Raw genomic sequence first — 20379 nt, 5'->3', positions numbered from 1 at the left:
CAGCGGAAAGTGTGACGCCGTGCAAATATTCAATGTGGACATTTCTGCCGCACTTATAGACACTTTTGTTACTGCTTATCTGCCTCCTCTGGCGGAGAAATCAGGGGGAAAGGCTGAAACATGGCGGACGTAAAAGAGGCGTGATGCTTTCTGGATCTTTTCGCAGACCATTTTTGACCTGCTTTTAGTGATATGGACAATTGGTTTCCTTCAGGACCGTTGGGAGAACTGAATCTATGGCCGAAACGCAAAACGATCCCTTGTTGCCGGGATACTCGTTTAACGCGCACCTTGTGGCAGGGCTGACCCCTATCGAGGCTGAGGGATATCTCGATTTTTACGTCGACCGACCGCTCGGGATGAAAGGGTATATCCTCAACCTGACCGTGCGCGGAGAGGGGATCATCAAGAATGGCGACCAGCAGTTCGTCTGCCGCCCCGGCGATATCCTGCTGTTCCCGCCGGGGGAGATCCACCACTATGGCCGTCATCCGGATGCCAAAGAGTGGTATCACCAGTGGGTCTATTTCCGTCCGCGCGCCTACTGGCAGGAGTGGCTTACCTGGCCTGCTATTTTTGCGCACACCGGTTTTTATCGTCCGGATGAAGTGCATCTGGCGCAGTTCCGTGAGCTGTTCGCGCAGATTATTGACGCGGGGCAGGCTGGTGGTCGCTACGCTGAACTGCTGGCGATAAACCTGCTTGAACAACTGCTGCTGCGACGGATGGAGGCCATTAACGAGTCGCTTAATCCTCCGCTGGATAACCGCGTGCGCGACGCCTGCCAGTACATCAGCGACCATCTCGCCGACAGCCAGTTCGATATTGCCAGCGTCGCCCAGCATGTGTGTCTGTCGCCGTCACGGCTGTCACATCTGTTTCGCCAGCAGCTTGGCGTCAGCGTCCTGAGCTGGCGTGAGGATCAGCGTATCAGCCAGGCGAAACTGTTGCTCAGCACCACCCGGATGCCGATTGCCACCGTGGGGCGTAACGTCGGCTTTGAAGATCAGCTCTATTTTTCTCGCGTCTTTAAAAAATGCACCGGTGCCAGCCCGAGTGAATTCCGCGCGGGATGTGAATAAACGGTAAAAAAAGATAAACAAACAGGTGAACGCAGAAAGCTACCTGTAAACTATTCAGACAATTGTTGCCTTGACGCAGTGCGGGGCGCTAAGCAGAATCGCTGATTCGTTTTCTGACCGGAATAGTTATGCAGGCATTGCTGGAACACTTTATTACCCAGTCCGTTATGTATTCGCTCATCGCCGTGGCGCTGGTGGCCTTTCTGGAGTCGCTGGCGCTCGTGGGGTTAATCCTGCCCGGCACCGTGATGATGGCGGGTCTTGGCGCGCTGATTGGCAGCGGTGAGGTCAATTTCTGGCAGGCGTGGCTGGCCGGGATAATCGGCTGCCTGCTGGGCGACTGGATATCCTTCTGGCTGGGCTGGCGCTTTAAGAAGCCGCTGCACCGCTGGTCGTTCATGAAAAAGAACAAAGCGCTGCTGGATAAAACCGAGCATGCGCTGCATCAGCACAGCATGTTTACTATTCTCGTCGGCCGCTTTGTTGGACCCACGCGTCCTCTGGTGCCGATGGTTGCCGGAATGCTGGATCTGCCCGTTGCAAAGTTTGTGGTGCCGAACATCATCGGCTGCGTCTTCTGGCCGCCGTTCTACTTCCTGCCGGGGATCCTGGCCGGTGCGGCCATCGATATTCCTGACGGCATGCAAAGCGGTGAGTTTAAGTGGCTGTTGCTGGCAACGGCGGTGCTGCTGTGGCTGGCTGCGTGGCTGTGCTGGCGGTTGTGGCGCAGCGCGAAAGCCAGTGTCGATCGCCTGACACGCTATCTTCCGCGCACTCGTCTTTTGTGGCTGGCCCCCCTGATGCTGGGCGTTGCGGTGGTGGCGCTGGTCGCGCTAATTCGCCATCCTCTGATGCCGGTGTATGGTGAAATCCTGTTGAAGGTGGTGAGCCGTTAATGTGTTTCCCTCTCTAGCATCCCATATCTCTGCAAGCCCGGTTTGAGCTGGTGATAGAGAGGAAAACTCCTGTTACCGCCGGAACCAACACAGAGAGCATGCTGCTTGCCCCTAATACCGGTATGGAAGGTATCTCTCCGGGTTTATTTGTTATTATCATAATGAGAAATAACGAAAATAATAAAAAGAGCCCCATCATAACCCCGTTAACTAAGGGAAGGATCCAAACGTCCCATCGGCATGTTTCGGGGACATGAGTTTCCTGTGAGGAAAGCGCGGTGATGGAAAATTTATTCATTGCTGAATTGGCCACCAGATGAGTTCCCTGGGCATATTTTACCGCATCGGCCGCAAGCGCCAGCGCCAGCCATCTGTATCCCTCGCTCTGCACCCCATCCGGAAGCTCGTAGTGAATACCCTCGCCACTAGGCAGCAGACGAGGATCGTCAAATGGTTTAGATGACATATAAAGACTGTGCTTTGTCTGCAGAAATCCCTGGTCATTCACGACAGTTAGAGAAAGCACGTCATCATATGTTGGTGAGGAATCACCATTTGGCTCGTTTTCTCCGGGAGAAAACTGCGCTAACTGCCATGTCTTTCCGAAATCTTTTGATACCGTAAAGGCACCACCACCCCATGATGTGAGGGCAATATATCGTTCTGAAGGATGTATAAATTTTTTGGTAAAAATGCGATAAAATTGTGAATATGGCTGTGAATGAATTCTCTTCAGCGTATCGGTATACCAGAGTTCACCTTCACAGTCCCAGCCTTTCAGCTCCAGATAACGATGGTCATCAAAACGGTAAACTACTTGCGTCGGCGTCTCTTTCGCCTGGCAGCCTGAAGCCATCAGTACGGCAGCTGCAGCTATGCCTGAGCATAATGTTTTCATCGGTTAGCGCCCCGCGTCCATGTCACAGCGCATATGGTCCCAGCCGGTGTAACCTTTCACTTCCGGGATCGTATCGGGCAAATTCTGATAATTGGATTCTCGTCTGACGACTTTTCCTTCCAGCCATCCTTTTGTGAAATACACCATCCCCCATTTCCAGCCTGGTGCATCTGAAGTTATTTCATCCACTTCTCCATTTTCAAGCTGGTACTTAATTCCTGAACCTCCGGGCATCACGCGCGGGTCGTCAAATGGTTTAGATGACATATAAAGACTGTGCTTTGTCTGCAGAAATCCCTGGTTATTCACGACAGTGAAGGAAAGAATGTCATCATAGGGAGGGGCATTGTCTCCATTCGGTTCATTTTCTCCGGGCGAGAATGAGGACGGGTACCAGGTTTTGCCGTAATCCTTTGAGACTATTGAGCCTGGTGAATGCCAGGTTGGAATAGCAATGTAACGCTCCGACGGATGGACGTATTTTTTAGTAAAGATGCGATAGAACTGACTGACTGGTTCAGAATGTATTCCCCGCAGCGTATCTGTATACCAGAGCTCTCCTTCGCAGTCCCAGCCTTTCAGCTCCAGATAACGATGGTCATCAAAACGGTAGACCACCTGCGTTGGTGGTTCTTTCGCCTGGCAGCCTGAAGCCATCAGTACGGCAGTTGCAGCTATGCCTGAGCATAATGTTTTCATTGGTTAGCGCCCCGCGCCCATATCACAGCGCATATGGTCCCAGCCGGTGTAGCCTTTAACTTCGGGTACCTTATCTGGCAAGTTTTGGTAATTGGTATGGAATTTTGCCGTATCGTTCTCCAGCGCCTCTTTAGTGATGTAATCCAGCCCCCACGCCGGCCCCGGGAATTGGGGTTTAATTCTGTGAGTTACGCCTTCAACTACATAATCAATCCCTGGTCCACCCGGTGCCAGGCGTGGATCATCAAATGGTTTGGATGACATATAAAGGCGGTGCTTTGTCTGCAGAAACCCCTGGTCATTCACGACAGTGAAGGAAAGCACGTCATCACGAGGAGGCGAGTTCATGCCGTCCGGCTCGTTTTCTCCGGGAGAAAATTGTGCAACCTGCCATGTTTTCCCGTAGTCCTTTGAGACACGAAAACCACCGACCCCCCAGCCTGTAATAGCGATATATCGCTCTGAGGGATGTACAAACTTTTTAGTAAATATTCTGTAAAACTGGCTGACAGGTTCAGAATGAATCCCCCGCAGCGTATCGGTATACCAGAGTTCACCTTCGCAGTCCCAGCCTTTCAGCTCCAGATAACGATGGTTATCAAAACGGTAGACCACCTGCGTCGGCGGTTCTTTCGCCTGACAGACTGAAGCCATCATTAATACAACTAATGCTCTTCCTGCCGCATATTTCATTTTCATAGGCTTCCCTGTCCTGCTCCGTAGGGGCGGAGATCGAGTGCCGACACCTGATTTTGTAATCCCAGTTCACGGTCACTTTTTGTCTTCGGCATATCCCACTGCAAATTAGCAATTTCCTGATTACCGGCAGCCAAATCCTTCGATGGTTTCACCGTTATTGCATTGTTAAATTCATTTACCACCCCAAAATTCCCTGTTGGTAAAATGTCATCAGGTCTGTTCATAAACCATTTTGTAGTTTCATCAGGCAGTATCCCTGAACGGTAATACTCCACTGCCTGCTGGTTTTTATTCAGCGGATCCCGCCAGTCTGCTCGATGCAGCAGCTCTTCCCAGAATTTACCTGCCTTAAAATCAAATGAGCGGCACTGGCCGATTGCCAGGTCAAAGGCCATCGCATGGGACGGTGCGTATTCACTCATCACGATTGACGAGTGCTGGCTGTAACTTACGGGATCGGACTTTGCCCATTCCTTTTCCAGCGCTTCGCGAGGGCGAAGCCAGGTTAATGTCACGGTTGGAAAATCCTTTGTACCGGTCACAACGCCCTTTATCACCTCCACACCGAGCTCATAGCTTTCCATTTTCAGCTCGTCAGGCGTCAGGACATGGCCGGGACGCCAGCTGAGGCTCTGGTACCTGCTGACAACGTACGTGGCGCTTTGCGTCCGTTTGATGGCATAGGCTTTTGCTGAATAGGAGATATAGGCGTCCGGGCTGTCCGGATCGATATAGGCGGTATAGGGTTTATCGCTGGTTTTGGGATCGTCGTCCTTATGATTACCTGCCCCCTGCAGCATAAAGGTAAACTTCACGGGTAACTCTTCACCGTTCACAATCACGTCATGCGCGGTGTAAGAGGCGTTCCCGATTGAACTGTAATCCGCATCACCCGTTCTGGCTGACGGCAGGCTAAACGTTTTCCCATCCGGCTTCGCTCCTACCTCACCATGTTGATAAAACACCCGCTGATACAGATTTGGGATATGACTGGCAATATCTTCAGGAATACCGCGCCAGCCGAACCCCTGTATGTTCTTGAGGGAGACGGTGCCGTCATTCGGGCAAAAATAGTTATAAACCCGTCCGTTATTATCGCGCCTGTATCTTTCATCCTTCCTTAATGGGTTATCGGACGGTTTACGCAGCGCGCAGGCAGCTTCCATTGCCAGAATATCGGCTTCTGTTATCTCACCACCTTTGTAGTGCGTTGCCATCAGTGCGCAAAAGTTCTTAAACGTCTGCACCCGCGCATCGGATGTCTGGTGATGACCCGGCTGAATATCTTCAGCCAGACGGCTTTCGAGCGAGTATGGGGAGTGATTGAGAATGACGCAGTTAACCGGCTCATATCCCGCCTGCTTCACCAGCATGTTTGCCAGCATGGTGATAACGGGAATATCGTTCTCAGAGACCACGCGCGGGCAATACGGGCTTTTCTTCTCATCAGCCATCAGAGTACCTCCAGTTTGTACGAATCAAGGTCGGCCGCATCCAGCAGCGGGGAACAGCCATTGCTGTCGGTCACGCCTTCAACAATCTGGCCTGTCGAGCTTTTAAGGCGGAACGCGCGATTAGCGAGGATCTGCTCCGGGTCGTCAGATGCATGCAGCTGATAGCGCTGTGCAAACGCGCCCTTGTCAAACGCAGGCGGTTGCGTTTGCACGCTTTCCGCCCCTTTATAGGCAAAATTCGGCGCTTTAATGTCCACGCCGGTTGGTGAGAAAATTTCAACCAGCCCGCTGGGGCTAATGCGGATCCCACCTCCGCCGCACACCAGCTGTATTCCCTGCTTCGCGCTGCCGTTAATTTTGCCTGCCGTGCTCGTGACCGTGAAATCATCCTGAGAAAGCATGTGCAGGGCTCCGCGCTGCGCCTCCGTTTTGATATCACCCGCACCGGCAATCAGCTGAATGCCAAGTTTGCGGGCGAACAGAGAGAGCCTTTCCCCGACGGCCAGCGAGAATTTTTTCACCACGTTAACGCTGCTGTTGCGGCCAGCGGTGGCAATCAGATCCTGACCGGCTGAAAGTTGCAGGCTTTGCGGCGTGACGTGGGCCTGTCCTTCTCCGGCATAGGTCAGCAGGCCTGCGCCGGTAAGCTTATTCAGCGTCTTAAGCAGGGCATTTTGCCGTTCCGTATCCACATTATCGACACCGGCCGTCATTGCGCTCTGCTGCAGCGTCATTGCCAGTGAGAGGGCTTTTTCGAGCTGCGCGATCGCGGCCGCCATATCCAGCTGTTGTCCCTGAGCACGCGGCTGCGCTTCAGTGGTGATCATGACCCCTTTAGCGGCTCGCAGCGCCATCCAGTCATCTGTGCGTGCTTCAAGGCCTTCCCCGCGCGGTTTTCCTTCCGCATCGACAAGATGGCCTACGCTGAGCTGCCCTTTACCGCGCTCCGTTGAAATCTTGATATGCTCCTGGCCCCGCCTGTCTTCCAGACGGATTTTATTCAGGCCTGCAGTACGGATGATATTGCGGGTATCATTGCGGTTTGTGACTACATCAGTATGCGCGCCGTCATGCATGGCATGGGCGATGAACGGCCGATCCGGATCGCCGCCTTCAAACGCAATGGCAACTTCCGTGCCTTCCAGCAGCGGAAAATGAAAACCGTACACCTCTCCGGCGTACGGTCTGGCAAGGCGCACCAGCGCACTTTCAAAGCCTGCACGTTTCTCATCAAGATCAAAATCGAACTTCACCCGATAGCGGCCAGCAGCATCAACCCCCGCATAGATTTTATTGCTGCTTATTGCCATCACCCTTCCGGGGACAGTACCTGCGATTTGGGGGCGGGGAAGACATTCTGGCCGGAAACTATACTCAGGCTGGCAGGGGATGCCCGACAGCAGAGCTCGATAATGCTCTGCGCGACTGCCCGTTATCGTCATTGACGTCACGAGCAAACCTTTCTTAAAGCCATCGGGGATTTGACCGGTTATATCGAACTTTATACCCGGCTGCAGTTCCGCTGCGCTGGTTGTGGCGCCGAGTACACGCTGGGTATTTAGCAGGCGTTCATAGCGCAAACGCGCATAGAACGTAGCGGTTTCGCCTTCTTTTCCATAAAAATCCCCGGCGACCAGAAAATGATCGGAATGGTGGTACTCTCTTCCCGTGGTAATGCCACCGGGAATGTCGTGACTTACAATCGTTTTATCCGCCTGCGGTGAGACGGGATCGCGGTAGTTATAGGATCTCACCATAATATTTTCGGGTATTAACGCGTGCCGTTCTTCCAGTTCTGTCACGTACTCATCATGACTGGTCATCCCGGAGCGGCGGACAAAGGGGAATGTCTTCTCGCTGATAATATAGCGGCTGGCAGAGTCACCAAAAATAACCACCGTTTCCGTCGGCGTGGTGTTGTGATTTTCAAGACGGAACCATATTCCCACTTCGGCCAACAGGCGGCGAATAAACTGCAGGTCGGTCTCTTTCCACTGAATAATCATTTCCCTGCGGGGATAGGTATAACTGAGGTTGTCGAAATCAATGTTGAAGCCTTCAAAATAACGGCTCTCTTTCATTAACTGCGTAACGACCTCCGGCACGGTGACATCGGTGTAGACTGCCGAACGGAAGTTTCTGTCCAGTAACGCAAGCTCATGTTCAAGCACGCATTCATAGAGCGCTTCATCTGAAGACGACTTAAGGCGGGCAAACGCAGTAATTGTCCCGTTAATCTGGCGCACTGGCAGCCAGGATGGCTGGCCATGCCATGAGGCCTCAGGATTAGGGGCGCGAAGAAGAAACTCCGCTTTCTGATTCAAAACGGCGTCAGGCGATATATTTGCATTGGGGCTGGTAAAACGAATGGCATAGCGGTAGGGCTGGCTAAGTGCTTCTTCGCCGGTAAAGGAATGTACATCATTTAACGCGTTAGCGTTACGTGGGAAAAGAAGTAAATAGCGGTTTAGCGTGTCATTTTGCTGAAAGTTACCTGGGGGTACTGCCATGTCTATATCCCTTTCAGGAGCAGTAGAATCATAAAATAATACGCTTATAAAAAACAAACGTAAGTATTAAATCCATTTTGCTGTATTAATTTTTGGTTTGTTTATTCATTGTTTTTATATATTGAAGGCATCAATTCATAAACAAAATGTGATTTAAAATAATAATGTGAAGAGCTCGGTTCATTATTAGTCAGGACCATCGGTTTCCAGGTGGATTAATATGCGCTCTGACTTTCCATTCAGAGCGACTTTCTGGCTATGGCCTTACAAAAATGGATATTTATGAGTCCAGCGAGTGAAGGGGAGGTGCGCTGATGCCCAGCAGCGACGACGCGTTAGCGTTACCCTTCAGAAGTTCTTCTGTCATCCCATCCCACACAATTCGTCCTTCGGCAATGACCACCGATCTGGGGGCAATCCGTGCGGCATCTTCGATGCTGTGCGAAACCATCAGCATCGTCAGCTGCTGGCGCTGGCAGACGTCCTGCACAAGCGCCAGCATCTGCTGGCGCAGGGCCGGGTCGAGCGCAGAGAACGGTTCATCCAGCAGCAGTATCGGCTGTTCGCGGACCAGACAACGGGCAAGCGCCACGCGCTGACGCTGGCCGCCGGAAAGCTCGCCGGGCAGCCTGTCGAGAAATTCCGCGATCCCCATCTGGGCGGCAATGACCTCTAGCTTCTGGCGCTGGGGGGCGTTCAGCTTGAGTCCCGGATGCATCCCCAGCGCGATGTTTTGCCGCACCGTCAGGTGGGTAAACAGGTTGTTTTCCTGAAACAGCATGGAGACAGGACGTTTTGCAGGCGGCGTATGGGTATGGTCCCGATTTTCAATGACTATCGATCCGCTTGCCGGCTGCAGAAACCCCGCAACCAAATTGAGCAGCGTGCTTTTTCCCGCACCGCTTGGGCCAAGCACGGCGATCATCTCCCCCTGGCGCGCGGAGAGCGTGAAGCGCATCGGCAGATGCTGGTAAAGCCAGGTTACATCAGTCAGTTTTAACATCACGCCCCGGAAGTTTTTCGATAACGGTAAATAAGGCAAAGCACAGCAGCAGCAGTAACAGCGCGGTGACCGCGCCGTCCTGACTGCGATAAGAGCCGATCTGCTGATAGAGCCAGTATGGCAGCGTGCGGAAATCTTCATTGCCAAAGAGAGCCACCACGCCAAAATCCCCAATAGAGAGCACGCAGGCAAACGCCAGCGCCTGCGCCAGTGGACGTTTCAGCGCGCGGAGTTCGACCACCTTCAGCCGCTGCCAGCCCTGCATGCCCAGCGACTGGCACAGCAAACCGTAGCGGCTGTTGACGTCGCGCATCGGGTTTTCCAGCACTTTGAGCGCGTAAGGAATGGCCATCAGGGCGTTGGTGAAAATCACAATGCCGTCAGCACTTTCCGGCAGGCCGATGGTGCTGTTGAACAGTAAAAAGAAGCCCGTCGCCAGCACGATGCCCGGCATCGCCAGAATTAGCATGCCCGTCAGCTCCAGCGCTTGTCCGGCTTTACGGGCATGACGCGCGTAGAGCTCGCGGCTGCTCCAGAGCAACATCATGGTCAGGATCACGCATAGCGCTCCGGCTGCCAGCGCAATGCGTACCGAGGTCCACGTCGCTTGCCACAGCACGGGCTGTTGCAGTACTGACACCACATTCCTGTTCAGACCATCAACGATAACGGCCAGCAGCGGTGGCAACAGAAGCAGGAGTGCCAGCACGATCAGGATAAAATCGGAGACGCGGCTGTGCAGGCTATCCTGCGGATCGCGCCAGCCCGAGAGGCTATTGCTGCCCGGGGGAATCGCTTTGCTCAGGCGCTGGCTCAGCAGCACCAGGACCAGACAGCACGCCATCTGCACGATCGCCAGAAGCGCGGCGCGGCCCGGATCGTAGTCGTAACTTAAGGCCTGATAAATCGCCAGCTCAATGGTGGTCGCCTGTGGCCCGCCGCCGAGAGAAAGCACGGTGGCGAAGCTGGCGAAGCAGAGCATAAAGATCAGCGCGGCAACCGGGGCAATCTGACGTCTTAACCAAGGCCATTCGACAAAGCGGAAAAACGACCATCCACGCATGCCAAGCTGAGCGGCAATCTGGCGTTGTTCGCCGGGAATATTCTCCAGTGCCTGCAAAAAGAGGCGCGTTGCCATCGGCATATTGAAAAACACGTGCGCCAGCAGAATGCCCTGCAGACCGTATGGCGAGAAGGTCCATTCCAGACCAAGCCGGGCAAACAGCAACGCCAGCCAGCCCTGTCGACCGTAAACACTCAGGATACCAAATACCGCGACCAGCACGGGCAGGATCAGCGTCATGGCGCACAGGCGCAGCAGGACTACTCTTCCGGGGAAATGCCGACGATACAGAGCCCGCGCAAGAAAAATAGCCGGGATCGCTGACAGCAGGGCAGAAAGAAACGCCTGCCAGAAGGAGAAACGAATGACGTGCCAGAGATAGCTATCGCGCCAGAGCGCGAGCAGATCGCTCTCCGGCGCGTTAAACCACAACGCAAGGAATGCTCCCAGACTGACTACCACCATCAGCATGGCGGCGAGCAGTCCGGGAAGTAACCAGCCAGGAATTAACGGCTGACGGCGCGTTGCCATTCACTTACCCATGCTGCTCGCTGCGCGGCCACCTGCTGCGGCGTAAACTCCAGCGACGTTTGTGGTTTGGTTAACTGTTCGAAACCGGCCGGCAGTGCAACGTGGGTGACGGGATACATCCAGTTGCCCGCAGGAATGGCATTCTGAAACGCCGGAGAAACCATAAATTTCAGGAACTTCTCGGCGAGTTCCGGCTGTTTGCTGGCAGCGGTACGCGCGGCAACCTCCACCTGCAGATAATGCCCTTCGGCAAAATTCGCGGCGGCGTAGTTGTCTTTCTTCTCGGCGATAATGTGGTAAGCCGGCGAGGTGGTGTAGCTGAGCACCAGATCGCTTTCGCCTTTCAGGAACAGACCATACGCTTCACTCCAGCCTTTGGTCACAGTGACGGTTTTGGCGGCCAGCTTCTGCCACGCTTGCGGCGCGTTATCCCCGTAGACCTTCTGCATCCAAAGCAGCAGTCCCAGGCCTGGCGTGCTGGTACGCGGATCTTCATAAATCACGCGCCATTTCTGGTCGCTCTCCACCAGCTCCTTCAGGCTCTTCGGCGGATTTTTCAGCTTGTTTTTGTCATAGACGAAAGCAAAGTAGCCGTAGTCGAACGGCACAAAGGTGTCGTTGTTCCAGCCGCCCGGCACGTTGACGGCCTCTGCCGCTACGCCGCTTTTGGCAAACAGTTTGGTTTGCGTGGCGGCTTCCAGCAGGTTGTTATCCAGCCCGAGCACCACGTCGGCTTTGCTGTTTTTCCCTTCCATACGCAGACGGTTAAGCAGCGACACGCCATCTTCCAGCGCCACGAATTTCAGCTCGCAATTACAGTCAGCTTCGAAGGCTTTTTTGACTAACGGGCCAGGGCCCCAGTCGGCAGAGAACGAGTCGTAGGTATAGACCGTCAGGACGGGCTTCGCGAACGCAGGCAGCGCAAACAGCGCCAGCAGAGGAAGAACTTTTTTTAACACTTTGCACCTCAGGGTTGAGTGGCAAAGGATTTTGAGCGACAGCCTCAAATCCCTTCGCCGGCGTTATCCGGATCAGGTTCGACGGGTATTATCTCAGCGCACATCTGTGATGCAGCACCCCGTTGAGAACGGCGCTATTGTAATGATTTGGTGAATATTACGAAAGCGTTATGGCTCCGGCGGCGCAAACCAGGCTGATTTGAAATCAAACCAGCCCAGGGTGTTCATCCGCAGACCCCGCATACTGCGTTGACCCTGGATCATCAGCCAGTGGTGTATCAGAGGTACAATCGCCTGTTCAGCCAGCAATTGCTGGCACCACACGGCAAGATTCATGTCGCCAGCGCGCCACTGGGCAGCGTCCTGCTGCCAGTCACGGTTGATACAGTGCTGGATCAGCGGGATCTCATACAGATGAGAAAAGAGCGAGAAATCGAGCGGCAGGGTGAAGTTGGCGCTGTTTAGCCAGATATCACTGACGATCTCCCCCCGGTGCCATTCGTCATAGTCCACTTCTCTGATCTCCAGCGTCACGCCTTCGGCTGCCAGCAGCCTGGCCATGATCCCGGCGATAAAACGATGCTCCACGTGCTCGCGGTAGTAGGTCAGGGTGATGGACTCCAGCCCGGCAGGTTTGTCGCAGTGCGCCGGGCGGGCGTGGTGCCAGCGCGGAAGCAGGCCGTACGCCGGGAACCAGTATGTCTGGTACTGCTCTTCCGCATGGTAGATCAGATTGGAGGGGGACAGCACGTGGCTGACCCACTGACGAACGGCCTGGTTTGCCCCGCGGTGGGTGCGGCTATCAAACAGCAGGTAGTAGCATCCCTCCTCCAGACGACTCTCTACCGCTTTTTCTCCCGTGGTGGGGCCTTCCAGCGTCAGCCCGCAGCTGAGATCTTCATTAAGATCCGGTAATACCCAGACGTTCACTTCGTCGATCAGTGCCCGATAGCCAAAGTAGTCATCAAACGCGCGAATTTTCAGCTGGTTGTTGTTATTGCGGGACACGGAGTAGGGGCCGGTGCCAATCGGCAGGCTGGCGAAATTGTTCAGCGACTCCCACTCGGCGGGCAAAATCATCGACGGCACATAGCCCAGCAGCCAGGGAAGCCATTTGTCCTGCTGCGACAGCTCAATATCCAGCGTCCATGCCGTCGGGGAATGAACGCGGGAAATGTGTGAATAAAGCGGTAGCTTGCGGGCACGTTCCAGAGAGGCGATGACGTCGCGCATGTCCAGTTCGCGACCGTGGTGAAAGTGGATGCCGGGGCGTAAGAAGAAGCGCCAGTGGCACGGGGAAAGTTGCTGCCAGTGATGCGCGATATCCGCTTCCAGTTCCCCATTTTCCTCATTTATCCGCGTCAGGCCGCTGAAAATCTGCCGGGCCATGTGGGTTTCAGAACGCCGTAACGCCGTGCCGGGTAACAGATTTTTCATCGGACGGTAGTAGAGCACCCGCAGAATGTGGCGGCCCTGACGAAAGCTACGTCCAAGATGTGAGACCAGCATCTGGCGCACGGCGGCTTTGTCGCCCACCAACTGCACCAGCTGGTCGATGCGATCCTGCTCCAGCAGATCCTCCGCGCGCTGCTGTTGCAACGCCAGACCGGTATAGAGAAAGGTCAAACGTGAGCGCTTCCCGCGTCCTGCCTCCGCTTCCCAGCTTAACCAGCCCTGCTGCTGCATGGTGTTAAGCAGCGTGCGCATATGACGGCGCGAACAGTTGAGCAGGTCAGCCAGCTCGTTGAGCGTGGTCTCCTGCGATTGCCCCTCGCAGCACTGCCAGAGGCGGATAAATTGTTGTTGCAGACGACCAGAAGGCATAAAAGGGGAACTCCTGACAAAAAACCAGCAATTTATTTATCCCTATATTAGGCCAATAATTCTCCCCGATGAAGTGAGGAGGTAAATTATGAAGAGGTCTACCGCACGTCAGTTTTATCAGCAGTACTTTTCAGCGACAAAAGGAGCGTCCTGGCTGGCCCGCCGGTGTGCAGAGCAGCGGCTGAAAATGTTAGAAGAACTGATGCAGTGGGACGTTACGAAACCGACCTCTTCCCGCTAACTCGCCTCGATCATGTGTGACTGAGTATTGGTGTTTATCACCCGCCAGCAAAATATTTTTGCTGGCTTTTTTCGTTTATTCTTTCACCCAATTTCGATTCGCTTTCACAAGGACTTGCGTATGCTGTGGTTGATGACGATGGGGCGCCGCCTGAATGGCGTATATGCCGCTTTTATGCTGGTAGCCTTTATGATGGGTGTGGCGGGGGCGTTGCAGGCGCCGACGTTGAGCCTGTTCCTCAGCCGCGAGGTGGGGGCGCAGCCGTTTTGGGTCGGCCTGTTTTACACCGTTAACGCCATTGCCGGGATCCTGGTCAGCCTCGCGCTGGCGAAACGATCGGACAGCCAGGGCGATCGCCGCAAGCTGATCCTCTTTTGCTGCGCCATGGCCGTGGGCAACGCGCTACTCTTTGCGTTCAATCGCCATTACCTGACGCTCATTACCTGCGGCGTCCTGCTGGCGTCGCTGGCGAATACCGCCATGCCGCAGCTTTTCGCCCTGGCCCGAGAATACGCGGATAACTCCGCGCGGGAAGTGGTGATGTTCAGCTCGGTGATGCGTGCTCAGCTTTCACTTGCATGGGTCATCGGCCCGCCGCTGGCCTTCATGCTGGCGTTGAACTACGGTTTTACCGCCATGTTCTCCATCGCCGCGGCCATTTTTGCCATCAGCCTGGCGCTGATTGCCTTCGTGCTACCGTCTGTGGCGCGCGTCGAACAGACGACGGATAAGCCGATTACGCAAGTGAGCGGCTGGCAGGACAAAAACGTCCGTATGTTGTTTATCGCCTCCACGCTGATGTGGACCTGCAATACCATGTACATCATTGATATGCCACTGTGGATCAGCAGCGATCTCGGTCTGCCGGACAAGCTCGCCGGGATCTTAATGGGAACGGCTGCCGGGCTGGAGATTCCGGCGATGATTCTTGCAGGATATTACGTAAAGCGCTTCGGTAAACGCAAAATGATGGTGGTTGCGGTTGCCGCCGGGGTGTTGTTCTATCTTGGGCTGATCTTCTTCCATTCGCGCGAAGCACTGCTGGCGCTGCAGCTGTTCAATGCCATATTCATCGGGATCGTGGCCGGGATCGGCATGCTCTGGTTCCAGGACTTAATGCCGGGACGCGCTGGCTCGGCGACCACGCTTTTCACCAACAGCATTTCGACAGGCGTCATTCTGGCGGGGGTGATTCAGGGAGCGCTGGCGCAGAGCTACGGACATGCCTCGGTTTACTGGATGATTGCCGCGATTTCGGTCATCACGTTTGGGCTGACATGCCGGGTTAAGGATGTTTGATTCTGGAAGGCGGCTTCACGAAATGAAACGACTTTCTGACAGATGAAGGGAAGGCGCATAGAGTGCGTGGCGGGTGCTTGAGGCTGTTTGCCTCAGGCTTTCGCAAGAGGCAAACAGTGGAGAGTCCCACATCAATAGAACTGATGGGGAGACCAACTTCACAACACACATTGCGAGGTTAGTCTCTTCATTGCCGAAAAGCAATAAGGAGGCTGGAATGCCAAAACGTACTCTGCTGTTAGGTTTGTTTCTGATCTGTACGACGCTGTTGATCTTCACCTGGATGGTGCGTGATTCGCTATGTGAATTGCATTTCAGACAGGAGAAAACAGAGCTGGCAGCAGTGTTGGCTTACGAAGCAAAACGTTAGCGGTATTGGCGGGGAAGGTTTCCCCGCCTCTCCAGAGTGGTTGAGCCTCAACGCACCCTTATCAATGGCCCGCTTTTCGCGGGCCATTGCCTTTAGCCCATAAAAGCAGGCTGTTTTTTCTCGTACGCTGAGATGGCGTCTTCATGCTGGAGCGTCAGACCAATGCTGTCCAGACCGTTCAGCATGCAGTGACGGCGGAATGCATCAATGCTGAAGCTGTAGGTCTTCTCACCCGCTTTAACCACTTCCGCTTCCAGATCCACTTCAAACGCCATGCCCGGATTCGCCTTAACCAGCGCAAACAGCTCATCAACCTGTTCGTCACTCAGCGTCACCGGCAGCAGCTGGTTGTTGAAGCTGTTACCGTAGAAGATATCCGCGAAGCTCGGGGCGATAACCACCTTAAAGCCGTAATCGGTGAGCGCCCAGGGAGCATGTTCACGCGAAGAACCGCAGCCAAAGTTTTCCCGCGCCAGCAGAATGGACGCGCCTGTGTATTCCGGGAAGTTCAGCACAAATTCTGGATTAGGCACTTCGCCTTTGTCATCCAGGAAACGCCAGTCGTTGAACAGGTGTGCACCAAAACCTGTGCGGGTCACTTTCTGCAAAAACTGCTTAGGAATGATGGCGTCAGTATCGACGTTAGCGGCATCCAGGGGGACAACCCGGCCTGTGTGTTGGGTAAATTTCTCTGCCATGATTGTCTCCTTATTTCAGGCTGCGAATGTCGGCGAAATGGCCGGTAACGGCTGCAGCGGCGGCCATTGCCGGGCTGACCAGATGGGTACGCCCACCGCGGCCCTGACGGCCTTCAAAGTTACGGTTGCTGGTGGAAGCACAACGTTCGCCTGGATTCAGACGGTCGTTGTTCATGGCCAGACACATGGAGCATCCCGGCAAACGCCACTCAAAACCTGCTTCGATAAAGATCTTATCCAGCCCTTCCGCTTCTGCCTGAGCCTTCACCGGACCGGAACCGGGAACCACCAGCGCCTGCACGCCCGGCGCAACTTTGCGGCCTTTAGCAATCTCTGCAGCAGCACGTAAATCTTCGATACGGGAGTTGGTACAGGATCCAATGAAGACTTTATCAATGGTCACGTCGGTCAACGGCACACCGGGCTTCAGTCCCATATAGGCCAGCGCTTTCTCCGCACTGGCACGCTCGACCGGATCGGCAAAGGAGGCCGGGTCAGGAATGCTGTCGTTAACGGAAATCACCTGACCCGGGTTGGTGCCCCAGGTCACCTGAGGCGCAATCTCTTCTGCCTGCAGCGTGACAACGGTGTCAAAGGTTGCCCCGTCGTCGGTTTTCAGGGTTTTCCAGTACGCGACCGCATCGTCAAAATCCTGGCCTTTTGGCGCGTGCAGACGACCTTTCACATAGTTGAAGGTCGTTTCGTCTGGTGCCACCAGGCCTGCTTTGGCGCCCATCTCAATGGCCATGTTGCACAGGGTCATACGACCTTCCATGCTCAGCGCCTGAATAGCGTCGCCGCAAAATTCCACTACGTGACCGGTACCGCCTGCGCTGCCGGTTTTGCCGATGATAGCCAGCACGATGTCTTTCGCCGTGATCCCCGGTGCGGCTTTACCTTTCACTTCAATCTTCATGGTTTTGGCGCGGCCCTGTTTCAGGGTCTGCGTCGCCAGAACGTGTTCCACTTCAGACGTACCGATACCAAACGCCAGCGCGCCAAACGCGCCGTGCGTTGCGGTATGAGAGTCACCGCAGACGATGGTCATGCCCGGCAGGGTAATCCCTTGCTCCGGCCCCATCACGTGGACGATGCCCTGATAAGGGTGGTTCAGATCGTACAACTCCACGCCAAATTCGTTGCAGTTCTTGATCAGTTCCTGCATCTGGATACGTGCCATCTCACCCGACGCATTGATGTCTTTGGTCTGAGTGGAAACGTTATGATCCATCGTCGCGAAGGTTTTTCCCGGCTGACGCACGGGACGCTTGTGCGCACGCAGGCCGTCAAATGCCTGCGGGGAGGTCACTTCGTGTACCAGATGACGGTCGATATACAGCAGTGGGGTTTCGTTTGGTGCTTCGTAGACAACGTGTGCATCAAACAACTTTTCATATAAGGTTTTGGCCATGATTACACCCCTTCAGCGACATAGCGGGCAATGATGTCGCCCATTTCATCAGTACTGACTGCTGCCGTGCCGCGTGCTAAATCACCGGTACGGACGCCTTCTTCTAACGCCCGGTTAATGGCGTTTTCAATTGCGGTTGCTGCATCACCTGCATCAAGGCTGTAGCGCAGCAGCAGAGCCAGGGAGAGGATCTGTGCAATCGGGTTGGCGATGTTTTTGCCTGCGATATCCGGTGCGGAGCCCCCGGCAGGTTCGTACAGCCCGAAGCCTTCTTCATTCAGGCTGGCGGATGGCAACATCCCCATGGAGCCGGTGATCATCGCGCACTCGTCAGACAGGATATCGCCGAACAGGTTAGAGCAGAGCAGCACGTCAAACTGGGAGGGATCCTTAATCAGCTGCATGGTCGCGTTATCAATGTACATATGCGACAGCTCAACGTCCGGATATTGCTTCGCGACTTCGCTGACGATCTCACGCCACAAAATGGACGACTGCAGCACGTTTGCTTTATCAATGGAGGTCACTTTATGACGGCGTTTACGCGCCGACTCAAAGGCGATATGGGCAATACGTTCAATTTCGAAACGGTGATATACCTCGGTATCGAATGCTTTTTCATGCTGGCCGCTGCCTTCGCGACCCTTTGGCTGACCGAAGTAAATTCCGCCGGTCAGCTCGCGCACGCAGAGAATGTCGAAACCGTTGGCCGCGATATCCGCGCGCAGCGGGCAGAACTCTTCCAGGCCCTGATACAGCTTCGCCGGACGCAGGTTGCTGAACAGCTTAAAGTGTTTACGCAGCGGCAGCAGCGCGCCGCGCTCTGGCTGCTCAGCCGGCGGCAGGTGTTCCCATTTTGGGCCACCGACGGAGCCAAACAGCACGGCGTCGGCATTTTCGCAGCCTTCAACGGTGGCTTTTGGCAGCGGCGTTCCGTGGTTATCAATGGCAATACCGCCCACGTCGTAATGGCTGGTGGTGATTTTCATCGCAAAACGCGAGCGAACGGCTTCCAGTACTTTCAGCGCCTGTGCCATCACTTCCGGGCCAATACCGTCACCCGGCAACACAGCAATATGGTAATTCTTCGACATTACACGGTTTCCTTGTTGTTCTCTTTATTCTGAGCTTTGCGTTGCAACTCTTTTTCGACTTCAGCGGCGCGCCAGATGTTGTTCAGGACATGCACCATTGCTTTCGCGGAGGATTCGACAATATCCGTCGCCAGACCCACTCCGTGGAAACGGCGACCGTTGTAATTGACGACGATATCCACCTGGCCTAAAGCGTCTTTACCATGCCCTTTCGCCGTCAGGTCATATTTCACCAGCTCAACGTCGTATTCGGTGACGCGGTTGATTGCCTGATAGATGGCGTCGACAGGGCCGTTACCGTTTGCCGCTTCGGCTTTAATCTCGTCACCACAGGCCAGTTTGACCGAGGCGGTGGCGATGTCGCTGGAGCCGGACTGCACGTTGAAGTAATCCAGACGGAAGTGCTCTGGCTCTTCCTGCTGTTTGTTAATAAAGGCCAGCGCTTCCAGGTCATAGTCGAACACCTGACCTTTTTTGTCGGCCAGCTTCAGGAATGCGTCGTACAGCTGATCCATGTTGTAATCGCTGTCCTGATAACCCATCTCTTCCATACGGTGTTTCACCGCGGCGCGGCCGGAACGGGAGGTCAGGTTCAACTGCACCTGGTTCAGACCGATAGATTCCGGGGTCATGATTTCGTAGTTTTCGCGGTTTTTCAGTACGCCGTCCTGGTGGATACCAGAGGAATGCGCGAACGCGCCCGTGCCGACAATCGCTTTGTTGGCCGGGATTGGCATGTTGCAAATCTGGCTGACGGTCTGGCTGGTGCGCCAGATTTCGTTGTGATTGATACGGGTGTGCACGTTCATGATGTCTTTGCGGACTTTGATCGCCATGATCACTTCTTCCAGCGAACAGTTGCCCGCGCGTTCACCGATACCGTTCATCGCGCCTTCTACCTGGCGCGCACCGGCGTGGACAGCGGCGATGGCATTGCCCACCGCCAGCCCTAAATCATCGTGGGTGTGGACGGAGATAATTGCTTTATCAATATTCGGTACGCGGTCATACAGGCCGGTGATGATGTTTGAGAACTCAAACGGCATGGTGTAGCCGACGGTGTCCGGGATGTTGATGGTTTTCGCGCCCGCGTTGATGGCGGCTTCCACAACGCGCGCCAGGTCTTCGATTGGCGTACGGCCCGCGTCTTCGCAAGAGAATTCAACGTCATCGGTATAGTTACGTGCGCGCTTAACCATATACACCGCGCGTTCAATCACCTCATCCAGCGTGCTGCGCAATTTGGTTGCGATATGCATTGGCGAGGTAGCAATGAAGGTGTGAATACGGAAGGCTTCGGCCACTTTCAGCGACTCGGCCGCAACGTCGATGTCTTTCTCTACACAGCGTGCCAGGCCACAGACGCGGCTATTTTTAATGGTGCGCGCAATGGTCTGTACGGATTCGAAATCACCCGGAGAAGAGACCGGGAACCCCACCTCCATGACGTCGACGCCCATTCGCTCGAGAGCCAGCGCAATCTGCAGTTTCTCTTTTACACTCAGGCTTGCCTGTAATGCCTGTTCACCGTCACGTAAAGTAGTATCGAAAATAATGACTTGCTGGCTCATGGGTTAGGTCCTTGTCAGTCTTAGGGCGCCTTGCTACGAGCATAAAAAAACCCGCGCAGTGGCGCGGGTTTTTAGTC

General features: G+C 54.6%; 17 protein-coding genes, 1 pseudogene and 1 riboswitch. Of the genes and pseudogenes, 5 read left to right on the top strand and 13 right to left on the bottom strand.

Annotation, left to right across the window (positions count from 1 at the left end; translation table 11 throughout):
* The first annotated feature begins 236 nt into the window (after positions 1 to 236).
* Positions 237 to 1082: an arabinose operon transcriptional regulator AraC gene (gene araC / locus O1723_RS18180; protein ID WP_014882516.1), complete on the top strand. Its 846-nt coding sequence runs from the start codon at positions 237 to 239 to the stop codon at positions 1080 to 1082.
* A 128-nt stretch (positions 1083 to 1210) separates the two neighbouring features.
* Positions 1211 to 1978 carry a DedA family protein gene (locus O1723_RS18175; RefSeq protein WP_014882517.1) on the top strand — a complete coding sequence of 256 codons (768 nt, stop codon included), beginning with the start codon at positions 1211 to 1213 and terminating at the stop codon, positions 1976 to 1978.
* A gap of 406 nt (positions 1979 to 2384) precedes the next feature.
* On the opposite strand, the pseudogene O1723_RS18170 reads toward O1723_RS18175, so the two are convergent.
* The 9 genes and pseudogenes from O1723_RS18170 to sgrR all read right to left on the bottom strand — a co-directional run.
* Positions 2385 to 2876, bottom strand: a pseudogene (locus O1723_RS18170) (T6SS immunity protein Tli3 family protein); the annotation flags it as partial.
* A gap of 3 nt (positions 2877 to 2879) precedes the next feature.
* Complete coding sequence (locus O1723_RS18165; protein ID WP_032664927.1) at positions 2880 to 3575, bottom strand: T6SS immunity protein Tli3 family protein; 696 nt, start codon at positions 3573 to 3575, stop codon at positions 2880 to 2882.
* Between the two features lie 3 nt (positions 3576 to 3578).
* Entirely contained in the window at positions 3579 to 4268 is a 690-nt protein-coding gene (locus tag O1723_RS18160; protein ID WP_419095432.1) for a T6SS immunity protein Tli3 family protein, read from the bottom strand.
* Between the two features lie 2 nt (positions 4269 to 4270).
* Positions 4271 to 5728 carry a T6SS effector phospholipase Tle3 domain-containing protein gene (locus O1723_RS18155; protein WP_248190950.1) on the bottom strand — a complete coding sequence of 486 codons (1458 nt, stop codon included), beginning with the start codon at positions 5726 to 5728 and terminating at the stop codon, positions 4271 to 4273.
* Positions 5728 to 8238 (bottom strand): type VI secretion system Vgr family protein, encoded by a 2511-nt coding sequence (locus O1723_RS18150; protein ID WP_014882524.1) that lies wholly within the window; start codon positions 8236 to 8238, stop codon positions 5728 to 5730. The genes O1723_RS18155 and O1723_RS18150 overlap by 1 nt, the downstream gene beginning before the upstream one ends.
* A gap of 280 nt (positions 8239 to 8518) precedes the next feature.
* Positions 8519 to 9241 carry a thiamine ABC transporter ATP-binding protein ThiQ gene (gene thiQ / locus O1723_RS18145; protein ID WP_014882525.1) on the bottom strand — a complete coding sequence of 241 codons (723 nt, stop codon included), beginning with the start codon at positions 9239 to 9241 and terminating at the stop codon, positions 8519 to 8521.
* Positions 9225 to 10835, bottom strand: a complete 1611-nt coding sequence (gene thiP, locus O1723_RS18140) for a thiamine/thiamine pyrophosphate ABC transporter permease ThiP (RefSeq protein ID WP_014882526.1) — start codon at positions 10833 to 10835, stop codon at positions 9225 to 9227. Before thiP ends, thiQ begins: the two co-directional genes overlap by 17 nt.
* Positions 10811 to 11794: a thiamine ABC transporter substrate binding subunit gene (gene thiB / locus O1723_RS18135; RefSeq protein ID WP_014882527.1), complete on the bottom strand. Its 984-nt coding sequence runs from the start codon at positions 11792 to 11794 to the stop codon at positions 10811 to 10813. Before thiB ends, thiP begins: the two co-directional genes overlap by 25 nt.
* Positions 11795 to 11825: 31 nt before the next feature.
* Positions 11826 to 11926, bottom strand: a riboswitch (TPP riboswitch).
* A 36-nt stretch (positions 11927 to 11962) separates the two neighbouring features.
* Entirely contained in the window at positions 11963 to 13618 is a 1656-nt protein-coding gene (gene sgrR / locus O1723_RS18130) for an HTH-type transcriptional regulator SgrR (RefSeq protein WP_014882528.1), read from the bottom strand.
* Between the two features lie 88 nt (positions 13619 to 13706).
* Here sgrR and sgrT point away from each other — a divergent pair, with 88 nt between their 5' ends.
* The 3 genes from sgrT to O1723_RS18115 all read left to right on the top strand — a co-directional run bounded on the left by sgrT (position 13707) and on the right by O1723_RS18115 (position 15528).
* The gene (gene sgrT / locus O1723_RS18125) at positions 13707 to 13859 is read left to right on the top strand and encodes a glucose uptake inhibitor SgrT (protein ID WP_014882529.1); all 153 of its coding nucleotides are present in this window, start codon (positions 13707 to 13709) and stop codon (positions 13857 to 13859) included.
* A 120-nt stretch (positions 13860 to 13979) separates the two neighbouring features.
* Positions 13980 to 15158 carry a sugar efflux transporter gene (locus O1723_RS18120; RefSeq protein ID WP_014882530.1) on the top strand — a complete coding sequence of 393 codons (1179 nt, stop codon included), beginning with the start codon at positions 13980 to 13982 and terminating at the stop codon, positions 15156 to 15158.
* Between the two features lie 217 nt (positions 15159 to 15375).
* A complete protein-coding gene (locus O1723_RS18115) occupies positions 15376 to 15528 on the top strand; it encodes a Hok/Gef family protein (RefSeq protein WP_010427008.1) in 153 nt (50 codons plus the stop codon).
* A gap of 92 nt (positions 15529 to 15620) precedes the next feature.
* On the opposite strand, the gene leuD is transcribed toward O1723_RS18115, so the two are convergent.
* The 4 genes from leuD to leuA are packed head-to-tail and all read right to left on the bottom strand — an operon-like array spanning position 15621 to position 20302.
* Positions 15621 to 16226, bottom strand: coding sequence for a 3-isopropylmalate dehydratase small subunit (gene leuD, locus O1723_RS18110; RefSeq protein ID WP_014882531.1), 606 nt, complete (start codon positions 16224 to 16226; stop codon positions 15621 to 15623).
* 10 nt (positions 16227 to 16236) lie between these two features.
* On the bottom strand, positions 16237 to 17637 hold the full coding sequence (gene leuC / locus O1723_RS18105) for a 3-isopropylmalate dehydratase large subunit (protein WP_014882532.1): 1401 nt from the start codon (positions 17635 to 17637) through the stop codon (positions 16237 to 16239).
* A 2-nt stretch (positions 17638 to 17639) separates the two neighbouring features.
* Positions 17640 to 18731, bottom strand: a complete 1092-nt coding sequence (leuB, locus tag O1723_RS18100) for a 3-isopropylmalate dehydrogenase (protein WP_014882533.1) — start codon at positions 18729 to 18731, stop codon at positions 17640 to 17642.
* Positions 18731 to 20302: a 2-isopropylmalate synthase gene (gene leuA, locus O1723_RS18095; protein WP_014882534.1), complete on the bottom strand. Its 1572-nt coding sequence runs from the start codon at positions 20300 to 20302 to the stop codon at positions 18731 to 18733. Before leuA ends, leuB begins: the two co-directional genes overlap by 1 nt.
* Between the last annotated feature and the right edge of the window lie 77 nt (positions 20303 to 20379).

It is taken from the genome of Enterobacter cloacae complex sp. HYC080_NIDB, from assembly GCF_056673325.1.
This window is presented reverse-complemented; position numbering and strand designations above follow the sequence as displayed.

What these genes read in the sequence shown, in the direction of transcription:
- araC (WP_014882516.1), top strand. Translation starts at nt 237, where the DNA reads ATGGCCGAAACGCAAAACGATCCCTTGTTGCCGGGATACTCGTTTAAC.
- O1723_RS18175 (WP_014882517.1), top strand. Translation starts at nt 1,211, where the DNA reads ATGCAGGCATTGCTGGAACACTTTATTACCCAGTCCGTTATGTATTCG.
- O1723_RS18165 (WP_032664927.1), bottom strand. Translation starts at nt 3,575, where the DNA reads ATGAAAACATTATGCTCAGGCATAGCTGCAACTGCCGTACTGATGGCT.
- O1723_RS18160 (WP_419095432.1), bottom strand. Translation starts at nt 4,268, where the DNA reads ATGAAATATGCGGCAGGAAGAGCATTAGTTGTATTAATGATGGCTTCA.
- O1723_RS18155 (WP_248190950.1), bottom strand. Translation starts at nt 5,728, where the DNA reads ATGGCTGATGAGAAGAAAAGCCCGTATTGCCCGCGCGTGGTCTCTGAG.
- O1723_RS18150 (WP_014882524.1), bottom strand. Translation starts at nt 8,238, where the DNA reads ATGGCAGTACCCCCAGGTAACTTTCAGCAAAATGACACGCTAAACCGC.
- thiQ (WP_014882525.1), bottom strand. Translation starts at nt 9,241, where the DNA reads ATGTTAAAACTGACTGATGTAACCTGGCTTTACCAGCATCTGCCGATG.
- thiP (WP_014882526.1), bottom strand. Translation starts at nt 10,835, where the DNA reads ATGGCAACGCGCCGTCAGCCGTTAATTCCTGGCTGGTTACTTCCCGGA.
- sgrR (WP_014882528.1), bottom strand. Translation starts at nt 13,618, where the DNA reads ATGCCTTCTGGTCGTCTGCAACAACAATTTATCCGCCTCTGGCAGTGC.
- sgrT (WP_014882529.1), top strand. Translation starts at nt 13,707, where the DNA reads ATGAAGAGGTCTACCGCACGTCAGTTTTATCAGCAGTACTTTTCAGCG.
- O1723_RS18120 (WP_014882530.1), top strand. Translation starts at nt 13,980, where the DNA reads ATGCTGTGGTTGATGACGATGGGGCGCCGCCTGAATGGCGTATATGCC.
- O1723_RS18115 (WP_010427008.1), top strand. Translation starts at nt 15,376, where the DNA reads ATGCCAAAACGTACTCTGCTGTTAGGTTTGTTTCTGATCTGTACGACG.
- leuD (WP_014882531.1), bottom strand. Translation starts at nt 16,226, where the DNA reads ATGGCAGAGAAATTTACCCAACACACAGGCCGGGTTGTCCCCCTGGAT.
- leuC (WP_014882532.1), bottom strand. Translation starts at nt 17,637, where the DNA reads ATGGCCAAAACCTTATATGAAAAGTTGTTTGATGCACACGTTGTCTAC.
- leuB (WP_014882533.1), bottom strand. Translation starts at nt 18,731, where the DNA reads ATGTCGAAGAATTACCATATTGCTGTGTTGCCGGGTGACGGTATTGGC.
- leuA (WP_014882534.1), bottom strand. Translation starts at nt 20,302, where the DNA reads ATGAGCCAGCAAGTCATTATTTTCGATACTACTTTACGTGACGGTGAA.